Source organism: Desulfuromonadales bacterium, from assembly GCA_035620395.1.
Classification (GTDB): Bacteria; Desulfobacterota; Desulfuromonadia; order Desulfuromonadales; family DASPGW01; genus DASPGW01.
The window spans coordinates 1-19,447 of the sequence record DASPGW010000170.1; the positions used below are offsets into that span (position 1 = coordinate 1).

General features: G+C 62.1%; 17 protein-coding genes. 12 read left to right on the forward strand and 5 right to left on the reverse strand.

Translation table 11 applies throughout. From position 1 onward, the window contains the following. Both lgt and VD811_09020 read left to right on the forward strand, forming a co-directional pair. A partial coding sequence (lgt, locus tag VD811_09015) for a prolipoprotein diacylglyceryl transferase (protein HXV21107.1) occupies positions 1-494 on the forward strand: 494 nt, incomplete at its 5' end. Continuing rightward, positions 491-1,129, forward strand: coding sequence for an HAD family hydrolase (locus tag VD811_09020; protein ID HXV21108.1), 639 nt, complete (start codon positions 491-493; stop codon positions 1,127-1,129). The genes lgt and VD811_09020, both read left to right, overlap by 4 nt. Here the strand turns inward: VD811_09020 and VD811_09025 are convergent. From VD811_09025 to VD811_09045, 5 genes are all read right to left on the reverse strand, one after another. Next, positions 1,113-1,535 (reverse strand): ATP-binding protein, encoded by a 423-nt coding sequence (locus tag VD811_09025; GenBank protein ID HXV21109.1) that lies wholly within the window; start codon positions 1,533-1,535, stop codon positions 1,113-1,115. The genes VD811_09020 and VD811_09025 overlap by 17 nt on opposite strands. 24 nt (positions 1,536-1,559) lie before the next feature. Continuing rightward, entirely contained in the window at positions 1,560-1,895 is a 336-nt protein-coding gene (locus VD811_09030; protein HXV21110.1) for an STAS domain-containing protein, read from the reverse strand. A 92-nt stretch (positions 1,896-1,987) separates the two neighbouring features. Further along, positions 1,988-5,224, reverse strand: a complete 3,237-nt coding sequence (locus tag VD811_09035; protein ID HXV21111.1) for a SpoIIE family protein phosphatase — start codon at positions 5,222-5,224, stop codon at positions 1,988-1,990. After that, positions 5,221-5,475, reverse strand: coding sequence for a hypothetical protein (locus VD811_09040; protein HXV21112.1), 255 nt, complete (start codon positions 5,473-5,475; stop codon positions 5,221-5,223). Before VD811_09040 ends, VD811_09035 begins: the two co-directional genes overlap by 4 nt. Continuing rightward, positions 5,462-7,042 (reverse strand): AAA family ATPase, encoded by a 1,581-nt coding sequence (locus tag VD811_09045; protein ID HXV21113.1) that lies wholly within the window; start codon positions 7,040-7,042, stop codon positions 5,462-5,464. Before VD811_09045 ends, VD811_09040 begins: the two co-directional genes overlap by 14 nt. A 181-nt stretch (positions 7,043-7,223) precedes the next feature. On the opposite strand from VD811_09045, the gene VD811_09050 reads away from it, so the two are divergent. The 10 genes from VD811_09050 (at position 7,224) to galE (ending at position 19,351) form a co-directional block, all read left to right on the forward strand. Then, positions 7,224-8,939, forward strand: a complete 1,716-nt coding sequence (locus VD811_09050; protein ID HXV21114.1) for a tetratricopeptide repeat protein — start codon at positions 7,224-7,226, stop codon at positions 8,937-8,939. A 5-nt stretch (positions 8,940-8,944) separates the two neighbouring features. Further along, on the forward strand, positions 8,945-9,709 hold the full coding sequence (locus VD811_09055) for a hypothetical protein (GenBank protein ID HXV21115.1): 765 nt from the start codon (positions 8,945-8,947) through the stop codon (positions 9,707-9,709). Positions 9,710-9,869: 160 nt separating this feature from the next. Beyond that, complete coding sequence (locus VD811_09060; protein ID HXV21116.1) at positions 9,870-11,492, forward strand: peptide-binding protein; 1,623 nt, start codon at positions 9,870-9,872, stop codon at positions 11,490-11,492. 89 nt (positions 11,493-11,581) lie between these two features. Continuing rightward, positions 11,582-12,556 carry an ABC transporter permease gene (locus VD811_09065; protein HXV21117.1) on the forward strand — a complete coding sequence of 325 codons (975 nt, stop codon included), beginning with the start codon at positions 11,582-11,584 and terminating at the stop codon, positions 12,554-12,556. A 68-nt stretch (positions 12,557-12,624) separates the two neighbouring features. Then, entirely contained in the window at positions 12,625-13,383 is a 759-nt protein-coding gene (locus VD811_09070) for a CpsB/CapC family capsule biosynthesis tyrosine phosphatase (protein HXV21118.1), read from the forward strand. Positions 13,384-13,460: 77 nt separating this feature from the next. Next, positions 13,461-14,795, forward strand: coding sequence for a UDP-glucose/GDP-mannose dehydrogenase family protein (locus VD811_09075; protein HXV21119.1), 1,335 nt, complete (start codon positions 13,461-13,463; stop codon positions 14,793-14,795). Between the two features lie 33 nt (positions 14,796-14,828). Then, on the forward strand, positions 14,829-15,845 hold the full coding sequence (locus tag VD811_09080; protein ID HXV21120.1) for an NAD-dependent epimerase: 1,017 nt from the start codon (positions 14,829-14,831) through the stop codon (positions 15,843-15,845). A gap of 394 nt (positions 15,846-16,239) precedes the next feature. Then, positions 16,240-17,556, forward strand: coding sequence for a nucleotide sugar dehydrogenase (locus VD811_09085; protein ID HXV21121.1), 1,317 nt, complete (start codon positions 16,240-16,242; stop codon positions 17,554-17,556). Positions 17,557-17,794: 238 nt separating this feature from the next. Next, complete coding sequence (locus VD811_09090) at positions 17,795-18,157, forward strand: four helix bundle protein (protein HXV21122.1); 363 nt, start codon at positions 17,795-17,797, stop codon at positions 18,155-18,157. 177 nt (positions 18,158-18,334) lie between these two features. Further along, on the forward strand, positions 18,335-19,351 hold the full coding sequence (gene galE / locus VD811_09095; protein ID HXV21123.1) for a UDP-glucose 4-epimerase GalE: 1,017 nt from the start codon (positions 18,335-18,337) through the stop codon (positions 19,349-19,351). Positions 19,352-19,447: the final 96 nt, after the last annotated feature.

The following is a 19,447-nucleotide window of genomic DNA, read 5'->3' on the forward strand; positions in this document are numbered from 1 at the left end:
TTCACGGCGGGTTGCTCGGTGTTGTGGTCGCCGCCATCGTCTTCTGCCACCGTCGAAGACTGCCGATGCTGCTGACCGGCGATATTCTGGTGACGGCAGCCACCATAGGCCTGGGGCTCGGACGGGTCGGCAATTTCATCAACGGCGAGCTGTGGGGCCGGGTCACCGATGTACCCTGGGGAATGGTCTTTCCCGGCGCCGGTCCGCTGCCGCGCCATCCGAGCCAGCTCTACGAGGCTCTGCTCGAAGGGGTGGTCCTGTTCGCCGTGCTCTGGCTTCTGCACCGGCGGCGGTCTGCCCCCGGGATTCCTTTCTTTACCTTTTTTCTGTTATACGGGGCGTTCCGTTTTACCGTCGAATTCTTCCGCCAGCCCGATGCCCATCTTGGTTTTCTCTGGGGTGGTGCGACCATGGGGCAGGTCCTTTCCCTGCCGATGATTATGATCGGCCTGGGGGGACTGTTTTACTGCCTCCGGCAAGGAAAGCCATCGTGAACGGAATTCGCGGTATCATCTACGATTGCGACGGTGTCCTCTTCGAAAGCCGGGCCGCCAATCTGGCTTATTACAATGCCGTCCTGCAGCAGATGGGGGCGCCTTCCGTCGCGGCGGATGACAGCGTCAGGACCCACCTCTGCCATACGGCCGCCAGCCCCGAGGTCTTTGCTGTCCTGCTCGGGCCGGAGAGGGTCGAGCAGGCTATGGCCTGTGCCGCCGCCCTCGATTATCGCCAGTTTATTCCGTTCATGACACCGGAACCTGACATGGTCGAAACGCTGGCGGCACTTTCGGCACAGATGCCGCTGGCCGTAGCCACCAACCGCGGGACGAGCATGCCCGAAATCCTGCGTCATTTCGGCTTGAGCCAGTATTTTCGAACGGTGGTGACCAGCCGGGACGTAGCTCGCCCCAAGCCGCATCCCGATATGCTTGAACTGGCGGCGCGCCGCCTCGGCCTGCAGAACAACGAACTGCTCTTCGTCGGTGATTCCGAACTGGACAGCACCGCAGCGGCGCGTGCCGGTATCCGATTTGCGGCTTACAAAGGGGATCTGCCGGGAGTGTTGAAAATCCGCAGCCACAGCGAACTGGCGGCTCTTTTCAGCCGGGAGACTACAGGAGAGACTTGATCATTTCCAGGACGTGGCCGCCCTTGAATTTGCGGTAGGTCACCTGGTCCATCAACGAGCGAATGATGTAGACGCCTCGCCCATGGTCGTCGAGGGATTTGAAATCCGGGGAAGGGAGCCTGCTGATATCGAACCCTTGACCCTGGTCGTAAACCTTGATGCAGAGAACCTGGTCGAGAATGGTGATGGTAACGTGTATTTCCTTTTCCGGGTCATCCTCATTGGCGTGGAGAATGGCATTCGCCATGGCCTCCGTAAGCACCAGGTTCAGGTGGTAGGCGAGTTCCTCACGATCCCCCTTGTAGCGCTTCAGGGTTCGCGCGACATCCTCGCCGATTTTGCCGATGAGGCTGAGGTAGCGGGTCTGGTTCGGTACCCGGATATCTACCTCGAGATTCTCTTTCATACGGACCCCGAGAGGTATGTCCCCTTAAAAGCTGGCAAGCGCTTCCTGTACACCGGGGAAAATTTCGAAAACGCGGTGCAGCCTGGTCAACTCGAACATGGATTTCACCTGCGGCTGCAGCCCGCACAGCTTGAGGTTGCCGTTGCGGGCACTGGCATTTTTGAAACCGGAAACCAGGGCTCCGAGTCCCGATGAATCGACAAAACGCACTTCCTGCAGATCGACCACCAGATTGTTTTTGCCCTCTTCGAAAAGACTGAGCATCTGGCTTTTGAGCTCGCCGCTGTTATGGGCATCCAGCCGCTCTTCCTTCACCTCGATGAGAACCATCGCTCCTTTTTCTTCGATTTTGACGATCATTGCATTCGCTCCTTCCAGGTTGCCGGTCCGTGACTTGGCCATAACTTGAATAATAGTAACATATTCTGCGGCCGACTGGCCAAATTTCCTGTTTATTCCACCACCTCGGATTCTCCATTTTTTACCTGCATGACCACCAGGGAAACATCGTCGTTGAAATGGTGGAGGCCGGCAAAGAGCCGGGTCTGCTGCAGCAGGTTATTGATGATCTGCTCTGGTGCCAGGTGATGATATTCCGCGAAGAGAGCAGCCAGCCGCTCTTCGCCGAAAAATTCGCCGTCCTGGCTTTCAGCCTCGGTGATGCCGTCGGTATAGAGAAGCAGCACATCGCCCGGGTACAGTTGCACCTGCTTCTCCTCGAAGTCGACCCATTTCCTGATGCCCAGGATCAGGCCCTCGGCATCCAGCCGCTCGCAGCTCCGCGAGTCGGCCCGCCAGATGAGCGGCGGATTATGGCCGGCGCTGGCAAAGGAGAGACGGCGGCTGTCTGAATTGTAGATGAGGTAGAACATGGTGATGAAAAGCTCGGCCCGGGTGAGGTCCTCGTAGAAAAACTCATTGAGGGCGCTCATGATGTCGCTGGCCCGGTGAATCCCCTGCGAACGGGCCTGGATAAATGTTCGGGTTTCTGCCATGAGCAGCGCTGCTCCAATATTATGTCCGGAGACATCGGCGATGACAAGGTCGAGGAGCTGGTCGCCGCGCTGCAGGAAGTCATAGTAGTCGCCCCCCACCTGGTGGGCCGGAACGCAGGTGCCGGCCAGGGCGATTCCGGTGAGCTGCGGGACCCGTGCCGGCAGCAGCCCGAGCTGGATGTCCTTGGCGATCTGCAGTTCGCGTTCCTGCTCACGGGCCGCGATCAGTCGCTCGGTCTGCCGGGCGTTGCGCCAGGCCACGCCGATCTGCCCGGCCAGGCTCCGGAACAGCGCGACGAACTCGTCGGTGAAAATCCCCTTGGCCGACCTTGAGAAGGCCGACAGAACGCCGACCGGCTGTCCCTCGATGATGATCGGGGCGTGAGCGAAAGATTTGATCCCCTCGCGATGAATGAGCTGAGCGGAAACCGCCTTGTCCATGAAGTCCGTGTCGTTGACCACAACCACCGAGTTGTTGAGAAACGCCTCACCGATATAGGTCTCGGGCGTCAGGCTGCGTTCCGATTCGCCCAGATGCTCCGAACTCATCCCTTTCTGGCTGCGCACGGTCAGGACCATGCGCTCCTCGTCGAGGATCCGGATGACGCACAGGTCGAACTTGAATTGCTGGAGAAGCAACTCGAGGATGTTGTCGAGTATCTTCGGCACCTCGACCCCGCTGGCCACCGCCCGTGCCGCTTCGTAGAGAACCCCGAGCTGTTCCCGGCTGGTGGTGCGGCTGATGGTCACCGAGCCGAAGATGTCGAAGACATCCTCCATCTTGCTGCCCCTCGCCGAAAGGTAATTCTCGATGATGATGCGAGCCGGCGCAGCCCCGACCGAACCGGCCAGGGTTCGTTCAGTGAAGCGCTTGAGGTTGGGCAGATCGTATTCGGACAGACTCCCCCGCTCGTCGATCTCCCGATTGCCGAGATATTGGGCGATGGCGGCATGGGCCTGCTTCTCGCCGATGAATTTCGTCATCAGGTCGACGAACTCGATGATGGTGGGAGCGCGGCTGAGGCGCTTGCGTTTATCCACCTCTGCCGGCGGCGCAAAAACATCGACGAACTTGAGCGCCTGTTCGACTTCGCTCTTCACCGGTTTGGACAGCAGGGACAGGGTCAGGAAGGCTCCGATGTTGAAAAAGTAGGTCCAGAAAAGCGAATGGGTCCAGATGTCGAAGCCGTTGAGCCCGAACAGTTCCAGCGGCCGGAGAAAGCCTAAGCCGAACAGTCCCCTTTCGAGGATATCGCTCTCCATCCAGCCCGAGCGCACGAAGGAAGGGATGAGCAGGGTATAGAACCAGACGATGAAGCCGAGGACCAGGCCTGTCGTGGCGCCGCGCAGGTTGGCTCGCTTCCAGTAAAGTCCGCCGATCAGCGAAGGGGCGAACTGGGCGGCAGCGACGAAGGAGACCAGGCCGATGTTTACCAGGGCGTACGATTCGCCGATGATCTTGAAGTAGAGATAGCCGAGGAAGATGACGGCCAGAATCCCCAGCCGCTTGATGTTGATGAGGAGCCCGGAAATGTCGGCTGCCTGGATCTTCAGCCGCAGGATGACCGGCATGACCAGGTGGTTGAGAATCATCGTCGAGAGGGCGACCGATTCGACCATGACCATCCCCGCCGAGGCCGAGAAGCCGCCGATGAAGACGAGAACGGCGAGCCAGGGATGCCCCGATTCCAGGGGAAGATGGAGAACGAAGTAGTCGGCGTTGCTGCTGTCGCCGCCGTTGAGGAGCAGGCCGCCGAGGGCGATGGGGACTACGAACAGGTTGATCAGGAACATGTAGACGGGGAACCGCCACATGGCGTCCTTGATGTGTTTTTCGTTCGAGTTCTCGATGACCATGATGTGAAACTGCCGGGGGAGAAACATGACAGCCATCATCGAGATGAAGGTCATGGTGAACCACATGGTGTAGGGAATTTTCGGTGTGTCGAGCAGCAGCAGGTAACTGCGGTCGGGGAGCTGGGTGGCGAAGCGGGAAAAGATATCCGTAAAGCCGTCGAAAATGCCGTAGGTGACGAGAATCCCGACCGCCACGAAGGCGACGATCTTGACCAGGGATTCCAGGGCGATCGCCGCCACCAGCCCCTCGTGGCGTTCCGTCGCATCGAGATGCCGGGCGCCGAACAGGACACCGAAAATGCCGAGGACCAGGGCCACGATGAAGGCAGTGTCGGCATAGGGGGGGAGGGCGGGGATGAGTGTCTTGAGTCCCGGACCGATGGCCACCGGCGAAACCGTCAGCAGATCGAAGGTATGTGATACCGCCTTGAGCTGCAAGGCGATGTAGGGCATGATTCCGACCACCGCGAAGACGGTGACGACCGCGCCGAGCACCGCCGACTTGCCGTAGCGGCTGGAGATGAAGTCGGCGATGCTGACGATGTTCTGTTCCTTGCTGACGCGTACCATCTTGCGCAGCAGAAACCACCAGCTGAAGGCGATGAGGGTGGGGCCGAGGTAGACGGGGAGGAAATCGAGACCGCTGGTGGCGGCCCGACCGACGCTGCCGTAATAGGTCCAGGAGGTGGCGTAGACCGCCAGGGAGAGTGAATAGATATGGGGGTTGGAGATGATGCTGCGGCCGGCCTCACGCCTCTTGTCGGCGTAGAAGGCGACGGCAAAGAGCAGGCCGAAGTAGAGCAGGGCGATGGCGGCAACGACTCCGACCGGGATCATCGCTGGCCCTTCCTGCCGGTATCCTTGTGATTGCCGTTCCCGTTCTCGTCGCGCATGGTGCGGCAAAAGAGATAGATGACCAGGATCGAAAAAGGCCAGCCGATGGCGAAATAAAGAAAAAGAGTGGGTATGCCGAGGACCATCGTCTCCTTGTTGAAGATGTGGATGAAGGGATAATTGAGCATGATGACGCCCAGCAGGAAACAAAGCACCCAGGCTTCCCGGATCTGGATGGGATTAGGCTCTTTCATCTGGGCATCTGTCCCTTTCGATGATCGCGCAGAGAATGCGCTGAACATTATAGTCAACATCCCCGGCGGTGTCGATGCGGATAATGTTTTCCGTTTCGGCCGGCGGCTCGAATGCCGCGGCCTGGCTGGCATAGAGCTCGCGCCGGCCGTCCGACGCGTCCTGCCCCAGCACCTGCCTCCGGTCGAGTCGATCGAGGGCCGTTTCTGCCGGGCACTCCATGAGCGCAAGCAGCCAGGGGAAGCCCTTTCGCTTCGCCGCCGCGGCGAAGCGCTCACGCTCGGCGCGGCGCAAAAAGGCGGCGTCGGCGATGACCGACTCGCCGGCGGCAAGAGCAGCCAGGCAGCGTTTCAGCAGCAGGTCGTAGGTTTTGGCCGTCATCCCGGCCGAGTAAATGCCGGCTTCGAACGGCTCCGGCCTGCCGGCGGTTGCAGGCAATCCGGCCAGGGTCTTGCGCAGTTCATCCGTCCGCAGCAGCCTGGCCCCCAGGGCCGCGGCCAGGCTGCGAGCCACGGTGGTCTTGCCGACCCCCATCAGGCCGCAGGTCATGACCAGCACCGGCGGACAGAGGTAGCCCAGCGCCAGGCTGAAGTAGCGCCTGGACCGCTTTGCCGCTGCGCTGCGCGTCTCCGCCTCGGCCGCCGCATCCGCGGCCAGCAGCGATTCCACCTTCCCCCGCACCCAGGCCCGGTAAACCTTGTAGAAGGGGAGCAGCCGCGGCAGCTCGCGGTCCGCTTTGCCGGCCTTGCGATAAGCCTCGAGGGTGATGGCTGCCAGGTCCCGCCGCTCGCGGAAATCGAGATCCATCAGCAGGAAGGCGAGGTCGGCAGCCACGTCGGCGACCCGGAAGCGGCGGTTGAATTCGATGCAGTCGTAGATGCACACCGGGTCGGTCAGGCAGATGTGCTCGGCATGCAGGTCGCCGTGACCGTCGCGTACGAAGCCCTGCTCCTGCCGCTCGTGCAGCAGGGATGCGTGCTCGGTGAAGAACCGCTCGACGTAGGCAGTGCACGCCTCCTGCCCGCAGGCGAAGAGGGTTTGCCCGACGAAGGGGGCGGTCTGCGTGAAATTTTCCTGCCAGTTGTGCCGGAGGGTGTCGAGGTCGGAGCGGCCGCCGTCGCTGCGGACGATTTCCGAATCCCGGTGCAGAAGAGCAAGGCGGCGGCCGACCCGCTGCATTGCCGCGGGGAGCGAGGGGTCGGCAGCCTGCAGCAGGTGCACCAGCATGTGCTCTTCAGGCAGGCGCTTCATTCTGACCGCATAGTCGACGATCTCTCCTTCACCGCCCACCCGGTGCCGCTGAGCCGTTTTGCGGATCTCGACGACATCGAGATAAGTGTCGGGGCAAAACCGCCGGTTGAGCCGCACTTCCTCGTGGCAGTAGAAGCGGCGGCGGTCGAGGGTGGTGAAGTTGAGAAAACCGAAATCGACCGCTTTCTTGATCTTGTAGACGTGCCGGTCGGTGAAATAGAGCCGGGAGATGTGCGTCTCCCGGTAACCGATCGGGCCGGTCTCCTCAGGGTAAGCCTCGGGGCGCAGCAAATCCCTGTGCAAAGTGTTCTCAACCATCCCGGGTCCCGTGTGTAAGTCTTCGATTTCACGAAAACTCTAACACATTCAGGGAAGCTGTAAAGAATGCGGGGCGACGGGTAAACAAATTGACGCTATCTGCGCTCTATGGTACCTTCTAGGCACTTCGTGCGGTCCGGGAGAGTGACAGGTCCGCAACCGCCGGCCGGGAGAATAATAAATGATTTTGCGGTGCTTACCGTTTCTTGTTCTGCTGCTCGTTCTCACCGGTTGCCTGCCGAAGCCGGCAGCGCCCGCTGCGCCGGCCTCGGCGCTCGCCGAGGAGCGGGCCTATGCCTCCAAAGTGGAGAGCCCTGAAGCCAAAGCCCTGTTCCACTTCAGCCAGGCCAGGCTGCAGGGCGAGTCGGGCGATTTCGACGGTGCTGCCGAGTCCATGCGACAAGCCATCGAGCTCGATCCCCATTCCTCTTTTCTCCGCCTGGCCCTGGCCGAAATTTACCTCAAACAGGAGGCAGAAGAGAAAGCCGTTCGGGCCGCCGAGGATGCGTTGATCCAGGACCCCTCTTCGGTCGAGGCCAACCTCTTTCTGGGGCGCCTTTATTTTAGTCTCGGCGACGACGAGCAGGCGGCGAACTATCTGAAGCGGGCCGTCGAGCTGGATCCCGGGCAGGAAAATGCCCGACTTCACCTCGGCATCGCCTTTGCCCGGGCCGGCAAGCTGGATCGCGCCGTGGAAGTGGTTAAGGAGTTGACGCTCCGCAAACCGGATTTCATCCCTGCCCATCTGGCCCTGGCCCGCCTGTATCGGGAGACCGGTCTGGAGACCCTGGCTGAAGAATCCTACCGGAAGATTCTTGCCCTGCAGCCCGGCTTTGAGCCCGCTACGGCTGAGCTGGGCGGGCTGTTCGAAAGCCGCGGGGAGACCGCCGCAGCGATCGCCCTCTACCGTAGCGCCTTGCAGCATAATCCCCGCAGCGTTGCCCTGCGACACCATGTTGCCCGCCTGCTGATCGCCGAGAATCGATTCGATGAGGCCCTGCAGGAGTTGACGGCGGCCGTTGAAGCTGATCCCGAGGACCTGGAAGCCCGGCGCAAGATCGGCCTCATTTACCTGGAAAGGGAGGAATGGGCCGCCGCCGCGCAGACTTTTGCCGCCATTCTCGAGTACAAGCCGGAACTGGACCAGATCCGCTTCTATCTCGGTTCGGCCCTCGAGCGGATGGCCGACTGGCCGGCCGCCCTCGATGCGTTCCGGTCGATTTCCGCCGATTCCGAACTCCATGCCGACACGCAATCGCATATCAGCTACATCTACTTCCGGCTCGGTCGCACCGACGATGCCATCGCCACCCTCGAAGATCTGCTCAAGAAAGGCCCGGGCCGTCCGGAACTCTATACCTTTCTGGCCTCCCTCCAGGAAGCCGGCGGCCATTTCGATGCCGCCGCGGCAACCCTGGATCGGGGCCTGCTTGCCCATCCGGAAGCGCCCGGCCTGCTCTATGATAAAGGGGTAATTCTGGAGCGCCGGGGGGACAGGGCGGGCGCCCTGGCGGCCATGCTGGAATTGCTGCGTCTCGATCCGGATCACGCCGAGGCGCTGAATTTTGTCGCCTATTCCTATGCCGAGCAGGGGGAAAGACTCGACGAGGCGCTGCAGATGGCCCGGCGAGCCCTGCAGTTGAAGAGCGAGGGTCATATCAACGATACCCTCGGCTGGGTCTATTTCAAAATGGGGCGGCTGGATGAGGCGCGGCGGGAGCTCGAAGAGGCAGCCGAACAGCTCGCCGACGATCCGGTCGTGCTGGAACATCTCGGGGACGTCTACCGGGCCCTCGGCTTGAACGGCCGGGCCCGCACCACCTATCAGCGGGTGCTCGAGCTTGCCCCGGACGCCGCGAGTGTCCGCGAAAAGCTCGACACCCTGCCACCGGAATAATGCCGATGCGTCTCTTTCTTGTTTTCCTGCCTCTGCTGCTGGCGGCCTGTGCCGTTCGCCCCGTCGCACCACCTCCGATCACCCCGCCGGTGTCGGCGGCGACTCTTCTTGAACGCCTGGCCGACAGTGCAACGGCCTTCACCTCTCTCGAGGGAATGGCCAAGGTCAGGATCAGCACGGAGACGCGAACCCAGTCGGTCACCGAGGTGCTCTTCGCCGAAAAGCCCGACCGGCTGCGCCTCGAGACCCTCAGCCCCTTTGGCCAGCCGCTGCTGGTCATGGCCACGGACGGCAAGCAGCTCGAGTTTCTGGTCCCGGGTGAAGGCAAGCTCTATCGCGACGACTTTTCGCTGGCCCATCTCCAGCGGCTTACCCGTTTGCCTCTGCAGTTGACGGACCTGGTGCATCTTCTTCTCTACCAGGTGCCGGTCATCGGCCACGAGCGCCAGTCGGTGGAGCCGTTGGCCGAAGACGAGACCCTGCTGACCCTCTATGCCAGCGCGGGGCGCCGCCAGGAGCTGCACTTCGACCGGCTGCTGCGGTTGACCGGCGCGGCCTATTACCAGGGGGATGAACTTCTGCTGCGGGTCGGTTACGACCGGTTCACCGGCGAGACCCGGCCGTTTCCTCTCACCTCATCACTGGTCATGCCCGCCTCGAAGACCGAAGCGACCGTCGCTTTTTCCGAGGTCCGGACCAATGTGGCGATCCCCGTCGAACGTTTTCGCCTGAAGCCGCCGCCGGGGGTGGAAGTGTTGCCGTTTCCGTGAGCCGGGGATATTCATCCGCAGATTAACGCAGATTTTCGCAGATGAAACCTTGGATTCAAGATCCAAGAAATCAGAATTAAGATTCATGGTTCTGAATGCATTCTATATTTATCTGCGTTAATCTGCGTCATCTGCGGATCGTTTGGAGAAATTAAATTACATGCGCACTCCTTTTCTCATTTTCATCACCGTAGCCCTGCTCCTGCTCGCCAGCTGTAAGCGGCAGGAGACGCCCCTGCCCGCCGAAGGTGAGGCGGCGGCGCCGGCCTACGGCGACACCTTCATCGAGGCCTCCATCGGCGAGCCGAGCAACCTGCTGCCGGTGCTCGCTTCCGATTCGGCCTCCGCCGACATCAGCGCCCTGGTCTACGACGGTCTGGTGCGCTACGACAAGAACCTGCGGCTCGAAGGCGAACTGGCCGAGTCCTGGGAGATTTCCGACGACAACCTGACCATTACCTTCCATCTGCGCCAGGGGGTCAAGTGGCATGACGGCACCCCTTTCACCTCGGCCGACGTCCTGTTCACCTACCGTCTCTACGTCGATCCGAAAACACCGACCGCCTACGCCGAAGCGTACCGGCAGGTGGCAAAGGCCGAGGCGCCCGACCCCTACACCTTCCGCGTGACCTACACCATGCCCTATGCGCCGGCGCTCGGCAGCTGGGGGGTCAGCATCCTGCCGCGGCATCTTCTGGAAGGGGTGGAGGTGACGAAAAGCCCCCTGTCCCGGCAGCCGGTCGGCACCGGCCCCTACCGTTTCGTCGAGTGGAAATCGGGAGAAAAACTGGTTCTCGAAGCGAACCCCGACTATTTCGAGGGGCCGCCCTATATCAAGCGGGTCGTCTACCGGATCATTCCCGACCTGTCGACGCAGTTTCTCGAACTGCAGTCGGGCGGGCTCGACTTCATGGGCCTGACGCCGATCCAGTACCAGACCCAGACCGACACGCCGGCCTTCCGGCGGCAGTTCAACAAATACAGTTATCTCGCTTTCAGCTATACCTACCTCGGCTACAATCTGCGCCGCCCCATCTTCCAGGACAGGAGGGTGCGGCAGGCGCTCAGCTACGCCATCGACAAGCAGGAACTCATCGACGGCGTCCTGCTCGGCCTGGGACAGGCGGCGACCGGTCCCTTCAAGCCGGACACCTGGGTCTACAATCCGGATGTCCCGCGCTATCCCTTCGATCCCGAACGGGCCCGGGCGCTGCTGGCCGAAGCGGGCTGGCGCGACAGCGACGGCGACGGCATCCTCGACAAGGACGGCAAGCCCCTGGCGTTCACCATCGTCACCAACCAGGGGAACGATCTGCGGGTCAAGTCGGGCGAGATCATTCAGCGCCGCTTCCGCGAGGTCGGCGTCGACGTCAAGCTGCGGGTCATCGAGTGGGCCTCCTTTCTCAAGGAGTTCATCGATCCGGGGAATTTCGATGCCACCATTCTCGGCTGGTCGACCGGCCCCGAGCCCGACCAGTACGATATCTGGCATTCGAGCAAGACGGGGCCACGGGAGCTGAACTTCATCCAGTTCAAGAATGCCGAGGTCGACGAGTTGCTGGAGAAGGGGCGCCGCACCTTCGATCAGGCCGAGCGGAAAAAGGCGTACGACCGTTTCCAGGAAATCCTCGCCGAGGAGCAGCCCTACACCTTCCTCTACGTCGGCAAGGCCCTGCCGGCGGTGGCCAAACGCTTCCGCGGCATCGAACCGGCCCCGGCGGGGATCCTGTACAATTTCCCGAAATGGTATGTGCCGGCCAGCGAGCAAAGATACGCTCGCTAGGAGGCTCGAGGCCCGTGCCTCAACCCTTTGTCTTTAGCCTCAGGCCTCGGGCCTCGTGCCTTTAACCCTTAGCCTTTTGCCTCGTGCCTATGATCCGATACTTATCCAAGCGTCTGCTGATGATGATTCCGCTCCTGCTCGGGATCACCCTGATCTCCTTCGTCGTCATCCACCTCGCCCCGGGTGAGCCGACCGACCTGCAGACCGATCTCAACCCGCAGGCGAGCGTCGAGGCCAAGGAGCGTCTGCGCGCCCAGTACGACCTCGACAAGCCGCTGCACGTCCAGTACGGCAAGTGGCTCGGCCGGCTGGTGCGCCTCGACTTCGGCGACTCCTTTTCCCAGGACCATCGGCCGGTTTTCGACAAGATCGTCGAGCGCATGCCGGTCACCATCCTGATCAACATCCTCTCCATCAGCCTCATCCTGCTGGTGGCGGTACCCATCGGCATCCTTTCCGCGGTGCGGCGCAACTCACTCTTCGACCAGGCGACCACCGTTTTCGTCTTCCTCGGTTTCGCCACGCCGTCCTTCTGGCTGGCGCTGCTGCTCATGGATTTACTCGGGGTGCGCCTCGGCATCTTCCCCATTGCCGGCATCAAGTCTCTGGGGTACGAATATCTGAGTTTCGGCGGCCGCCTCTGGGACCTGGTCCACCACCTGATCCTGCCCGTCTTCGTCTCCGCCTTCGGCGGCTTGGCCGGATTCTCCCGCTACATGCGCTCCACCATGCTCGACGTCATCCGCCAGGACTACATCCTCACCGCCCGGGCCAAGGGGCTCTCCGAGCGCGTGGTGATCTACAAGCACGCTCTGCGCAATGCCCTGCTCCCGGTCATCACCATCCTCGGCCTGTCCGTCCCCGGCCTGATCGGCGGCAGCGTCATCTTCGAAACCATCTTCGCCATTCCCGGGATGGGCAAGCTTTTCTACGACGGTGTCATGATGCGCGACTATCCGCTGATCATGGGGATCCTGGTCATCGGCGCCGGCCTGACCCTGCTCGGCAACCTGCTCGCCGACCTCGGCTACGCCCTCGCCGACCCCCGCATCCGCAAGGCGTAAGGAGCGAGTTGAGAGTTGAGACTCAGGACCCTGGATACGGGACACGGGACTCGGGACCAGCGACATTTATGATCGATTTCCACTGCCACCTCCTCCCCGATATCGACGACGGGCCGGCGACCCGGACCGAATCCCTGGAGATGGCCCGGATTCTGGCGGCGCATGGCTTTCTTCAGGTCTGCTGCACTCCGCACTGCATCCGTGATCTCTACGACAACACCCCGGCCGGGGTGCGCCGGGCGGTGGCCGAACTGCAGGCGGTCATCGACCGCGAGGCGATTCGTCTGCGCCTGCTGGCGGGAATGGAGTATCACCTCGACGAGTTCTTCGCCGCACAGACGGATGAACTCCTCCCTCTCGGCGACAGCCGGCTGGTGCTGGCCGAGGCGCCCTCGCGGGGGAGCCTCGAGGTGGTCAAGGAGGGGGTCTTGCGGATCGTGCGTCAGGGATTGACGCCGCTCTTCGCCCATCCCGAGCGCTGGGCCCAGCTCGCCCCGCCGGAGCCCGCCGGGTTGTTCGAAAAGGTTTGGACCAGATTTTCAACGCAAAGCGCAAAACCCGTAACACCAAACGATCTTCAAGTATTGACGGAGATGGGCTGCCTCTTTCAGGGGAATCTCGGCAGCTTCAGCGGCGTTTACGGCCGCCAGGCGGCATCCCGGGCTCGCGCCATGCTCGCACGGGGCCTTTATGCCTGCCTCGGCAGCGACGGCCACCGGCCCGATACGCTGCGCAATTGTTTGTCGGCCCATTCAACGGCAGAGCCGAGCGTCAAGGCTCTGCTGGCAAGTGATGAGGGGCGTTTGCAAAGCACGTTGACCTGTTGAGTCGTTGAAAGGTTGAATCGCTTAAACAATTCAACAGTTCAACGGATACTGACCAGCAGACCATAAGGAGATCCGCTATGAATCTGACCATAATAGGTACCGGCTACGTCGGCCTGGTCACCGGCACCTGCTTTGCCGAAATGGGCAATACCGTCACCTGTGTCGATGTCGATGCCGCCAAGGTCGAGCGCCTGCTCGCGGGGCAGATCCCCATCTACGAGCCGGGCCTGGAGCCGATGGTCCTCTCCAACGTCAAGGACGGCCGGCTCAGGTTCACCACCGACCTGCCCGCGGCGATGGCCGGCGCGAACGTCCATTTCATCGCCGTCGGCACGCCCCCCGGCGAGGACGGCTCGGCCGACCTGCAGTATGTGCTGGCGGTGGCCAGGGAAATCGGGCGGAACCTATCCGGCTACGCGGTGATCGTCGACAAGTCGACGGTCCCCGTCGGCACCGCCGACCAGGTGCGGGCGGCGATTCAGGAAGAGCTCGACCGGCGCGGCATCGCCCTCGAATTCGACGTCGTCAGCAACCCCGAGTTTCTCAAGGAGGGGGCGGCCGTCGAGGACTTCATGCGCCCCGACCGCATCGTCATCGGCACCGAGTCGAAGCCGGCCCGGGAGCTCATGCGCACCCTCTACGCCGACTTCTCCCGCAGCTACGACCGCATCCTGTTCATGGGGGTGCGCGATGCCGAGATGACCAAGTACGCCGCCAACGCCATGCTCGCCACCAAGATCTCCTTCATGAACGAGATCGCCGGCCTCTGCGACTCCCTCGGCGTCGACGTCGAGAGCGTGCGCCTGGGGATCGGATCCGATTCGCGCATCGGCTACTCCTTCATCTACCCCGGCTGCGGCTACGGCGGCTCCTGCTTCCCCAAGGACGTCAAGGCGCTGATCCACATGGCCGAGCAGGCCCGCCTCGAGCCGATGATTCTCGGCTCGGTGCACCGCCGCAACGAGCGGCAAAAGCAGGTTCTGTTCGAGAAGATCAGCGCCCGCTTCGGCGCCGACCTCTCCGGGCTCACTTTCGGCCTCTGGGGCCTCGCCTTCAAGCCGGGGACCGACGACATGCGCGAAGCGCCTGCCGTGGTCCTGCTGCACCAGCTGGTCGCCGCCGGCGCCCGCATCCTCGCCTACGACCCCGAGGCGATGGAAGTCGCCCGTGAAGAGCTGCCCCGGGCCTGGTTCGAAGGCGGCGCCCTGCAGCTCGTCCGCCATCAGTACGAAGCCCTCGAAGACGTCGACGCCCTCGCCCTGGTCACCGAGTGGAAGCCCTTCCGCCACCCCGACTGGTCGGCGATGAAGAAGATGATGAAACAGCCGATCGTCTTCGACGGCCGCAACCAGTACGACCCGAAGAAACTCAAGGGGGAGGGGTTCGAGTACTTCGGTATCGGACGCCGTTGAATTGTGCTTCATCGGGTTTTTCAATAGAAAGGAATGAACGTGGCTAAACTGCTGGTAACAGGCGCCGCCGGTTTCATCGGCTTCCACCTGAGCAAACGTCTCCTCGACCGCGGCGACGAGGTGATCGGGCTCGACAACCTCAACGACTATTACGACGTCAGCCTCAAGCAGGCGCGGCTGGCGCAGCTGACGAGCCGTCCGGGGTTCCGCTTCGTCCGGATGGATCTGGCCGACCGGGCGGGGATCGCCGGGCTTTTCGCCGGCGAGCGCTTCGACCGGGTGGTGAACCTGGCCGCCCAGGCCGGGGTGCGCTACTCCCTCGAAAATCCCCACGCCTACGTCGACAGCAACCTGGTCGGCTTCGTCAACATCCTCGAAGGCTGCCGGCACAGCAAGGTCGAGCACCTGGTCTTCGCCTCCTCCTCCTCGGTCTACGGCGCCAACACGGCCATGCCCTTTTCCATCCATCACAACGTCGACCACCCGGTCTCCCTTTACGCGGCGACCAAGAAGGCAAACGAGCTGATGGCGCACACCTACAGCCACCTCTACGGGCTGCCGACCACCGGCCTGCGCTTCTTCACCGTCTACGGCCCCTGGGGCCGGCCGGATATGGCGCTCTTCCTCTTCACCAGGGCGATCCTCGCCGGCAGGCCGATCGACGTCTACAACTACGGCAAGATGCAGCGGGACTTCACCTACATCGACGACATCGTCGAGGGGGTGATCCGCGTCACCGACCGGACGGCGACTCCCAACCCCGAGTGGTCCGGCGACCATCCCGACCCCGGCACCAGCGCCGCCCCCTACCGCAACTACAACATCGGCAACAACAACCCCGTCGAGCTGCTCTACCTCATCGAGACCCTCGAGAAGACCCTCGGCCGGAAGGCCGAAAAGAACCTCCTCCCCATCCAGCCGGGGGATGTCCCGGCGACCTATGCCGACGTCGACGACCTGGTGCGGGACGTCGGTTTCAAGCCGGCCACCTCCATTGAGGAGGGCGTGGGGCGGTTTGTCGAGTGGTATCGGGAGTATTTCAAAATCTAGGCCGGAGGGAAAGGCATTAGGCACGAGGCCCGAGGCACGAGGTAAAAGGCAAGAGGCAAACGGCAAATGGCTTTTGGCAAAAGGGGAAGTGCCGGGGAAAAGAACGGAGGGGGAGGAATGAATTTTGAGGATTTGGAGGTCTGGTTTTCTGCTCTACGCCAAAGGGTCCTGTGGTGAGTTGCGCGCCCAGGCTTGTATCGGTGTGCAGATCGGGTAAGCACAGGCAGACAGAGGTGAGAAGCGGATCAGGGAAGCCAAGGAGATCAGTCGGATGCTCGGCGCGCTGATACGTTCCAAAAAAGGCTGTCTGCAGAAGAAGAATGCATAATGGGATTTGGTCTAGAATTTTTTGCCTTAGGCCTCGGGCCTCGGGCCTTCTTCCAAGGAGTTGCTCTTGATTACAATTGATCAAATAAAGTCAGGCAAGGCAAAAATCGCCCTGGTAGGTCTCGGCTACGTCGGTCTGCCGCTGGCGGCGGCGTTCGGTCGCAAGGCCGAAGTGATCGGCTTCGACATCAGCGAGAAGAAGATTGCCGAGCTCAAGCGCGGCTACGACGCCACCGGCGAGCTGTCGACCGCCGAGCTGGCGGCCACAAGCATCGATTACACCACCGATCCGGCGCGGCTCCGGGAGGCGGCGTTCATCATCGTCACCGTCCCCACCCCCATCGACGACCACCACAACCCGGATCTCTCGCCGGTGGTTTCCGCCTCGACGGCGATCGGCCGCAACCTGGCGCCGGGCGCCATCGTCGTCTACGAGTCGACGGTCTACCCCGGGGTGACCGAGGAGGTCTGCGTGCCGATCCTGGAGCACGAATCGGGCCTGAAGTGCGGGATCGACTTCAAGGTCGGCTATTCGCCCGAACGGATCAATCCCGGCGACAAGGTGCACACCGTCGACAAGATCGTCAAGGTCGTCTCCGGCCAGGATGCCGAAACGCTGGAGACGGTCGCCCGGGTCTACGAGCTGGTCGTTCTTGCCGGCGTCCACCGGGCACCCTCCATCAAGGTCGCCGAGGCGGCCAAGGTCATCGAGAACACCCAGCGCGACCTCAATATCGCCCTGATGAACGAGCTGGCCATCATCTTCGGCAAGCTCGGCATCTCCACCCGCGACGTGCTCGAAGCGGCCGGCACCAAGTGGAACTTCCTCAAGTTCACCCCCGGCCTGGTCGGCGGCCACTGCATCGGCGTCGATCCCTATTATCTGACCTACAAGGCCGAGGCGATCGGCTATCATCCCCAGGTCATTCTTGCCGGCCGCCGCATCAACGACGGCATGGGCAAGTACGTGGCCGAGAACACCGTCAAGAACCTCATCCGCATCGGCAAGGCGGTCAAGGGGGCGCGGGTGCTGGTCCTAGGCCTGACCTTCAAGGAAAACGTGCCGGACATCCGCAACTCCAAGGTGGTCGACATCCTGCGCGAGCTGCGGGAGTACGAAGTCGAGGTGCTGGTGACCGACCCCTGGGCCGATGCCGACGAGGCGCGGCACGAGTACGGGCTGGAGCTGACACCCCTTGATGCCGTCGGCGCTGTCGATGCTGTCATTCTGGCCGTTGCGCACGAGCAGTTTAAGGAGATCGGCATCGATCGCCTGGCACGGATGTGCTGCAATGGCGGGGAGTGCGGAGTGCTGGTCGATGTGAAATCAGTGCTGGACCGGGAAGTCGTTGAAGCGCAGGGGCTCTGCTACTGGAGTTTGTAAGGCGTTTAGGGCTTGAACGGTCAGGGGCTTGAACGGTCAGGGGCTTGAACGGTCAAAGGCTTGAACGGTCAAAGGCTTGAACGGTCAAAGGCTTGAACGGTCAGGGGCTTGAACGGTCAGGGGCTTGAACGATATTTCGTTTTTTGTCCGTCCAAGGTTTAGCCCGTTCACGGTTTAGCCCGTCCACGGTTTAGCCCGTCCACGGTTTAGCCCGTTCGAGAAGTTGAAAGGGGGGGGCGTGTCATTCGAAAATCTTGAGGTATGGAAGAAATCTTCCCGGCTCAGTGCCGAACTCTATCGTGAACTGAAGGAACTTAAGGACTACGGTTTTCGTGACCAGATCACCCGTGCTGGCCTATCTATTCCGAGTAATATCGCTGAGGGCTCGGGGCGGGCGACGGTGAAGGACTGCAGTAACTTTCTTAGCTATGCTAAAGGCTCTTGCGGCGAACTGAAGACACAGATCCATATTGGGATTGAGGCTGGCTACATCAACCGTGTCCTGGGAGAAAGATGGCTTAGCGAAGCTGATGCAATTAACTCAATGCTGGCTGGGTTGATTCGAGCGAAGAGGTCTAAGATCAAGGCCGTGAACAGGTAGGGATAACCAGGGGCTCAGAAAACAAGAGGCTTGAACGATCAGGGGCTTGAACGATCAGGGGCGTGGACGACCAAGGGCTTGAACGGACTTTAGCCGTTGACCGTTCACGCAGTTGACCGTTCACGCCGTTGACCGTTCACGCCGTTGACCGTTCATCTTGCTTTTTAAGGAAATCCGATGGCAAAAGTGTTGGTAACCGGCGGCGCCGGCTTCATCGGCTCGCACACGGTGGTCGAGCTGCTGCAGGCCGGCCATGAGGTGGTTGTCGTCGACAACCTGAGCAACAGCTCCCCCGTGGCGCTGGAGCGGGTCGCCGAGATCGCCGGTCGGGCGCCGGCGTTTGCCGAGGTCGATATCCGCGACCGGGACGCCCTGGCGCGGGTGTTCGCCGAGCAGCGGCCGGAATCGGTGATTCATTTCGCCGGCCTCAAGGCGGTCGGCGAGTCGGTGGCCAAGCCGCTCGCCTACTACCAGAACAACGTCGCCGGCACGGCGACCCTCTGCGAGGTCATGGCCGAAGCCGGGGTGAAGCAGCTCGTCTTCAGCTCCTCCGCCACCGTCTACGGCAACCCGGCCGCGCTGCCGATCCGCGAAGATTTCCCCCTCGGCGCCGCCAACCCCTACGGCCGGACCAAGCTGTTCATCGAGGAGATGCTGCGCGATCTGCACACCTCCGACCCGGCCTGGCGCATCGCCCTCCTGCGCTACTTCAACCCCGTCGGCGCCCATCCCAGCGGCCGCATCGGCGAGGATCCGCAGGGCATCCCCAACAACCTCTTCCCCTTCATCACCCAGGTGGCGGTCGGCCAGCGGGCGCGCCTTTCGGTCTTCGGCGGCGACTACCCGACCCCCGACGGCACCGGCGTGCGCGACTACATCCACGTCGTCGATCTCGCCCTCGGCCACCTCAAGGCCCTGGATCGCCTCGCCGCCCGGCCCGGCCTGGTTACCTGCAATCTGGGAACGGGCCAGGGGTACAGCGTGCTGGAGATGATCCGCAGCTTCGAGCAGGTCACCGGCCGACCGATCCCCTTCGAGATCGTCGATCGCCGCCCCGGCGACATCGCCGCCTGCTACGCCGATCCGACCCTGGCCGCCGCCGAACTCGGCTGGAAGGCGACGCGGTCGCTGGCAGAAATGTGTGCGGACGGCTGGCGCTGGCAGGAGGGGAATCCCAAGGGCTATGGCAGTTGAATTGGCGCCGGTGGCGCCGTTGAATTGTTTAAAGCGATTCAACAGTTCAACGGTTCAACGGTTCAACGGTTCAACGGATTTGGCGACTTGTATGCG

Coding starts and splice junctions, on each gene's coding strand:
- VD811_09025 (HXV21109.1), bottom strand. CDS start 1,535: ATGAAAGAGAATCTCGAGGTAGATATCCGGGTACCGAACCAGACCCGC.
- VD811_09030 (HXV21110.1), bottom strand. CDS start 1,895: ATGATCGTCAAAATCGAAGAAAAAGGAGCGATGGTTCTCATCGAGGTG.
- VD811_09035 (HXV21111.1), bottom strand. CDS start 5,224: ATGATCCCGGTCGGAGTCGTTGCCGCCATCGCCCTGCTCTACTTCGGC.
- VD811_09040 (HXV21112.1), bottom strand. CDS start 5,475: ATGAAAGAGCCTAATCCCATCCAGATCCGGGAAGCCTGGGTGCTTTGT.
- VD811_09045 (HXV21113.1), bottom strand. CDS start 7,042: ATGGTTGAGAACACTTTGCACAGGGATTTGCTGCGCCCCGAGGCTTAC.
- VD811_09050 (HXV21114.1), top strand. CDS start 7,224: ATGATTTTGCGGTGCTTACCGTTTCTTGTTCTGCTGCTCGTTCTCACC.
- VD811_09055 (HXV21115.1), top strand. CDS start 8,945: ATGCGTCTCTTTCTTGTTTTCCTGCCTCTGCTGCTGGCGGCCTGTGCC.
- VD811_09060 (HXV21116.1), top strand. CDS start 9,870: ATGCGCACTCCTTTTCTCATTTTCATCACCGTAGCCCTGCTCCTGCTC.
- VD811_09065 (HXV21117.1), top strand. CDS start 11,582: ATGATCCGATACTTATCCAAGCGTCTGCTGATGATGATTCCGCTCCTG.
- VD811_09070 (HXV21118.1), top strand. CDS start 12,625: ATGATCGATTTCCACTGCCACCTCCTCCCCGATATCGACGACGGGCCG.
- VD811_09075 (HXV21119.1), top strand. CDS start 13,461: ATGAATCTGACCATAATAGGTACCGGCTACGTCGGCCTGGTCACCGGC.
- VD811_09080 (HXV21120.1), top strand. CDS start 14,829: ATGAACGTGGCTAAACTGCTGGTAACAGGCGCCGCCGGTTTCATCGGC.
- galE (HXV21123.1), top strand. CDS start 18,335: ATGGCAAAAGTGTTGGTAACCGGCGGCGCCGGCTTCATCGGCTCGCAC.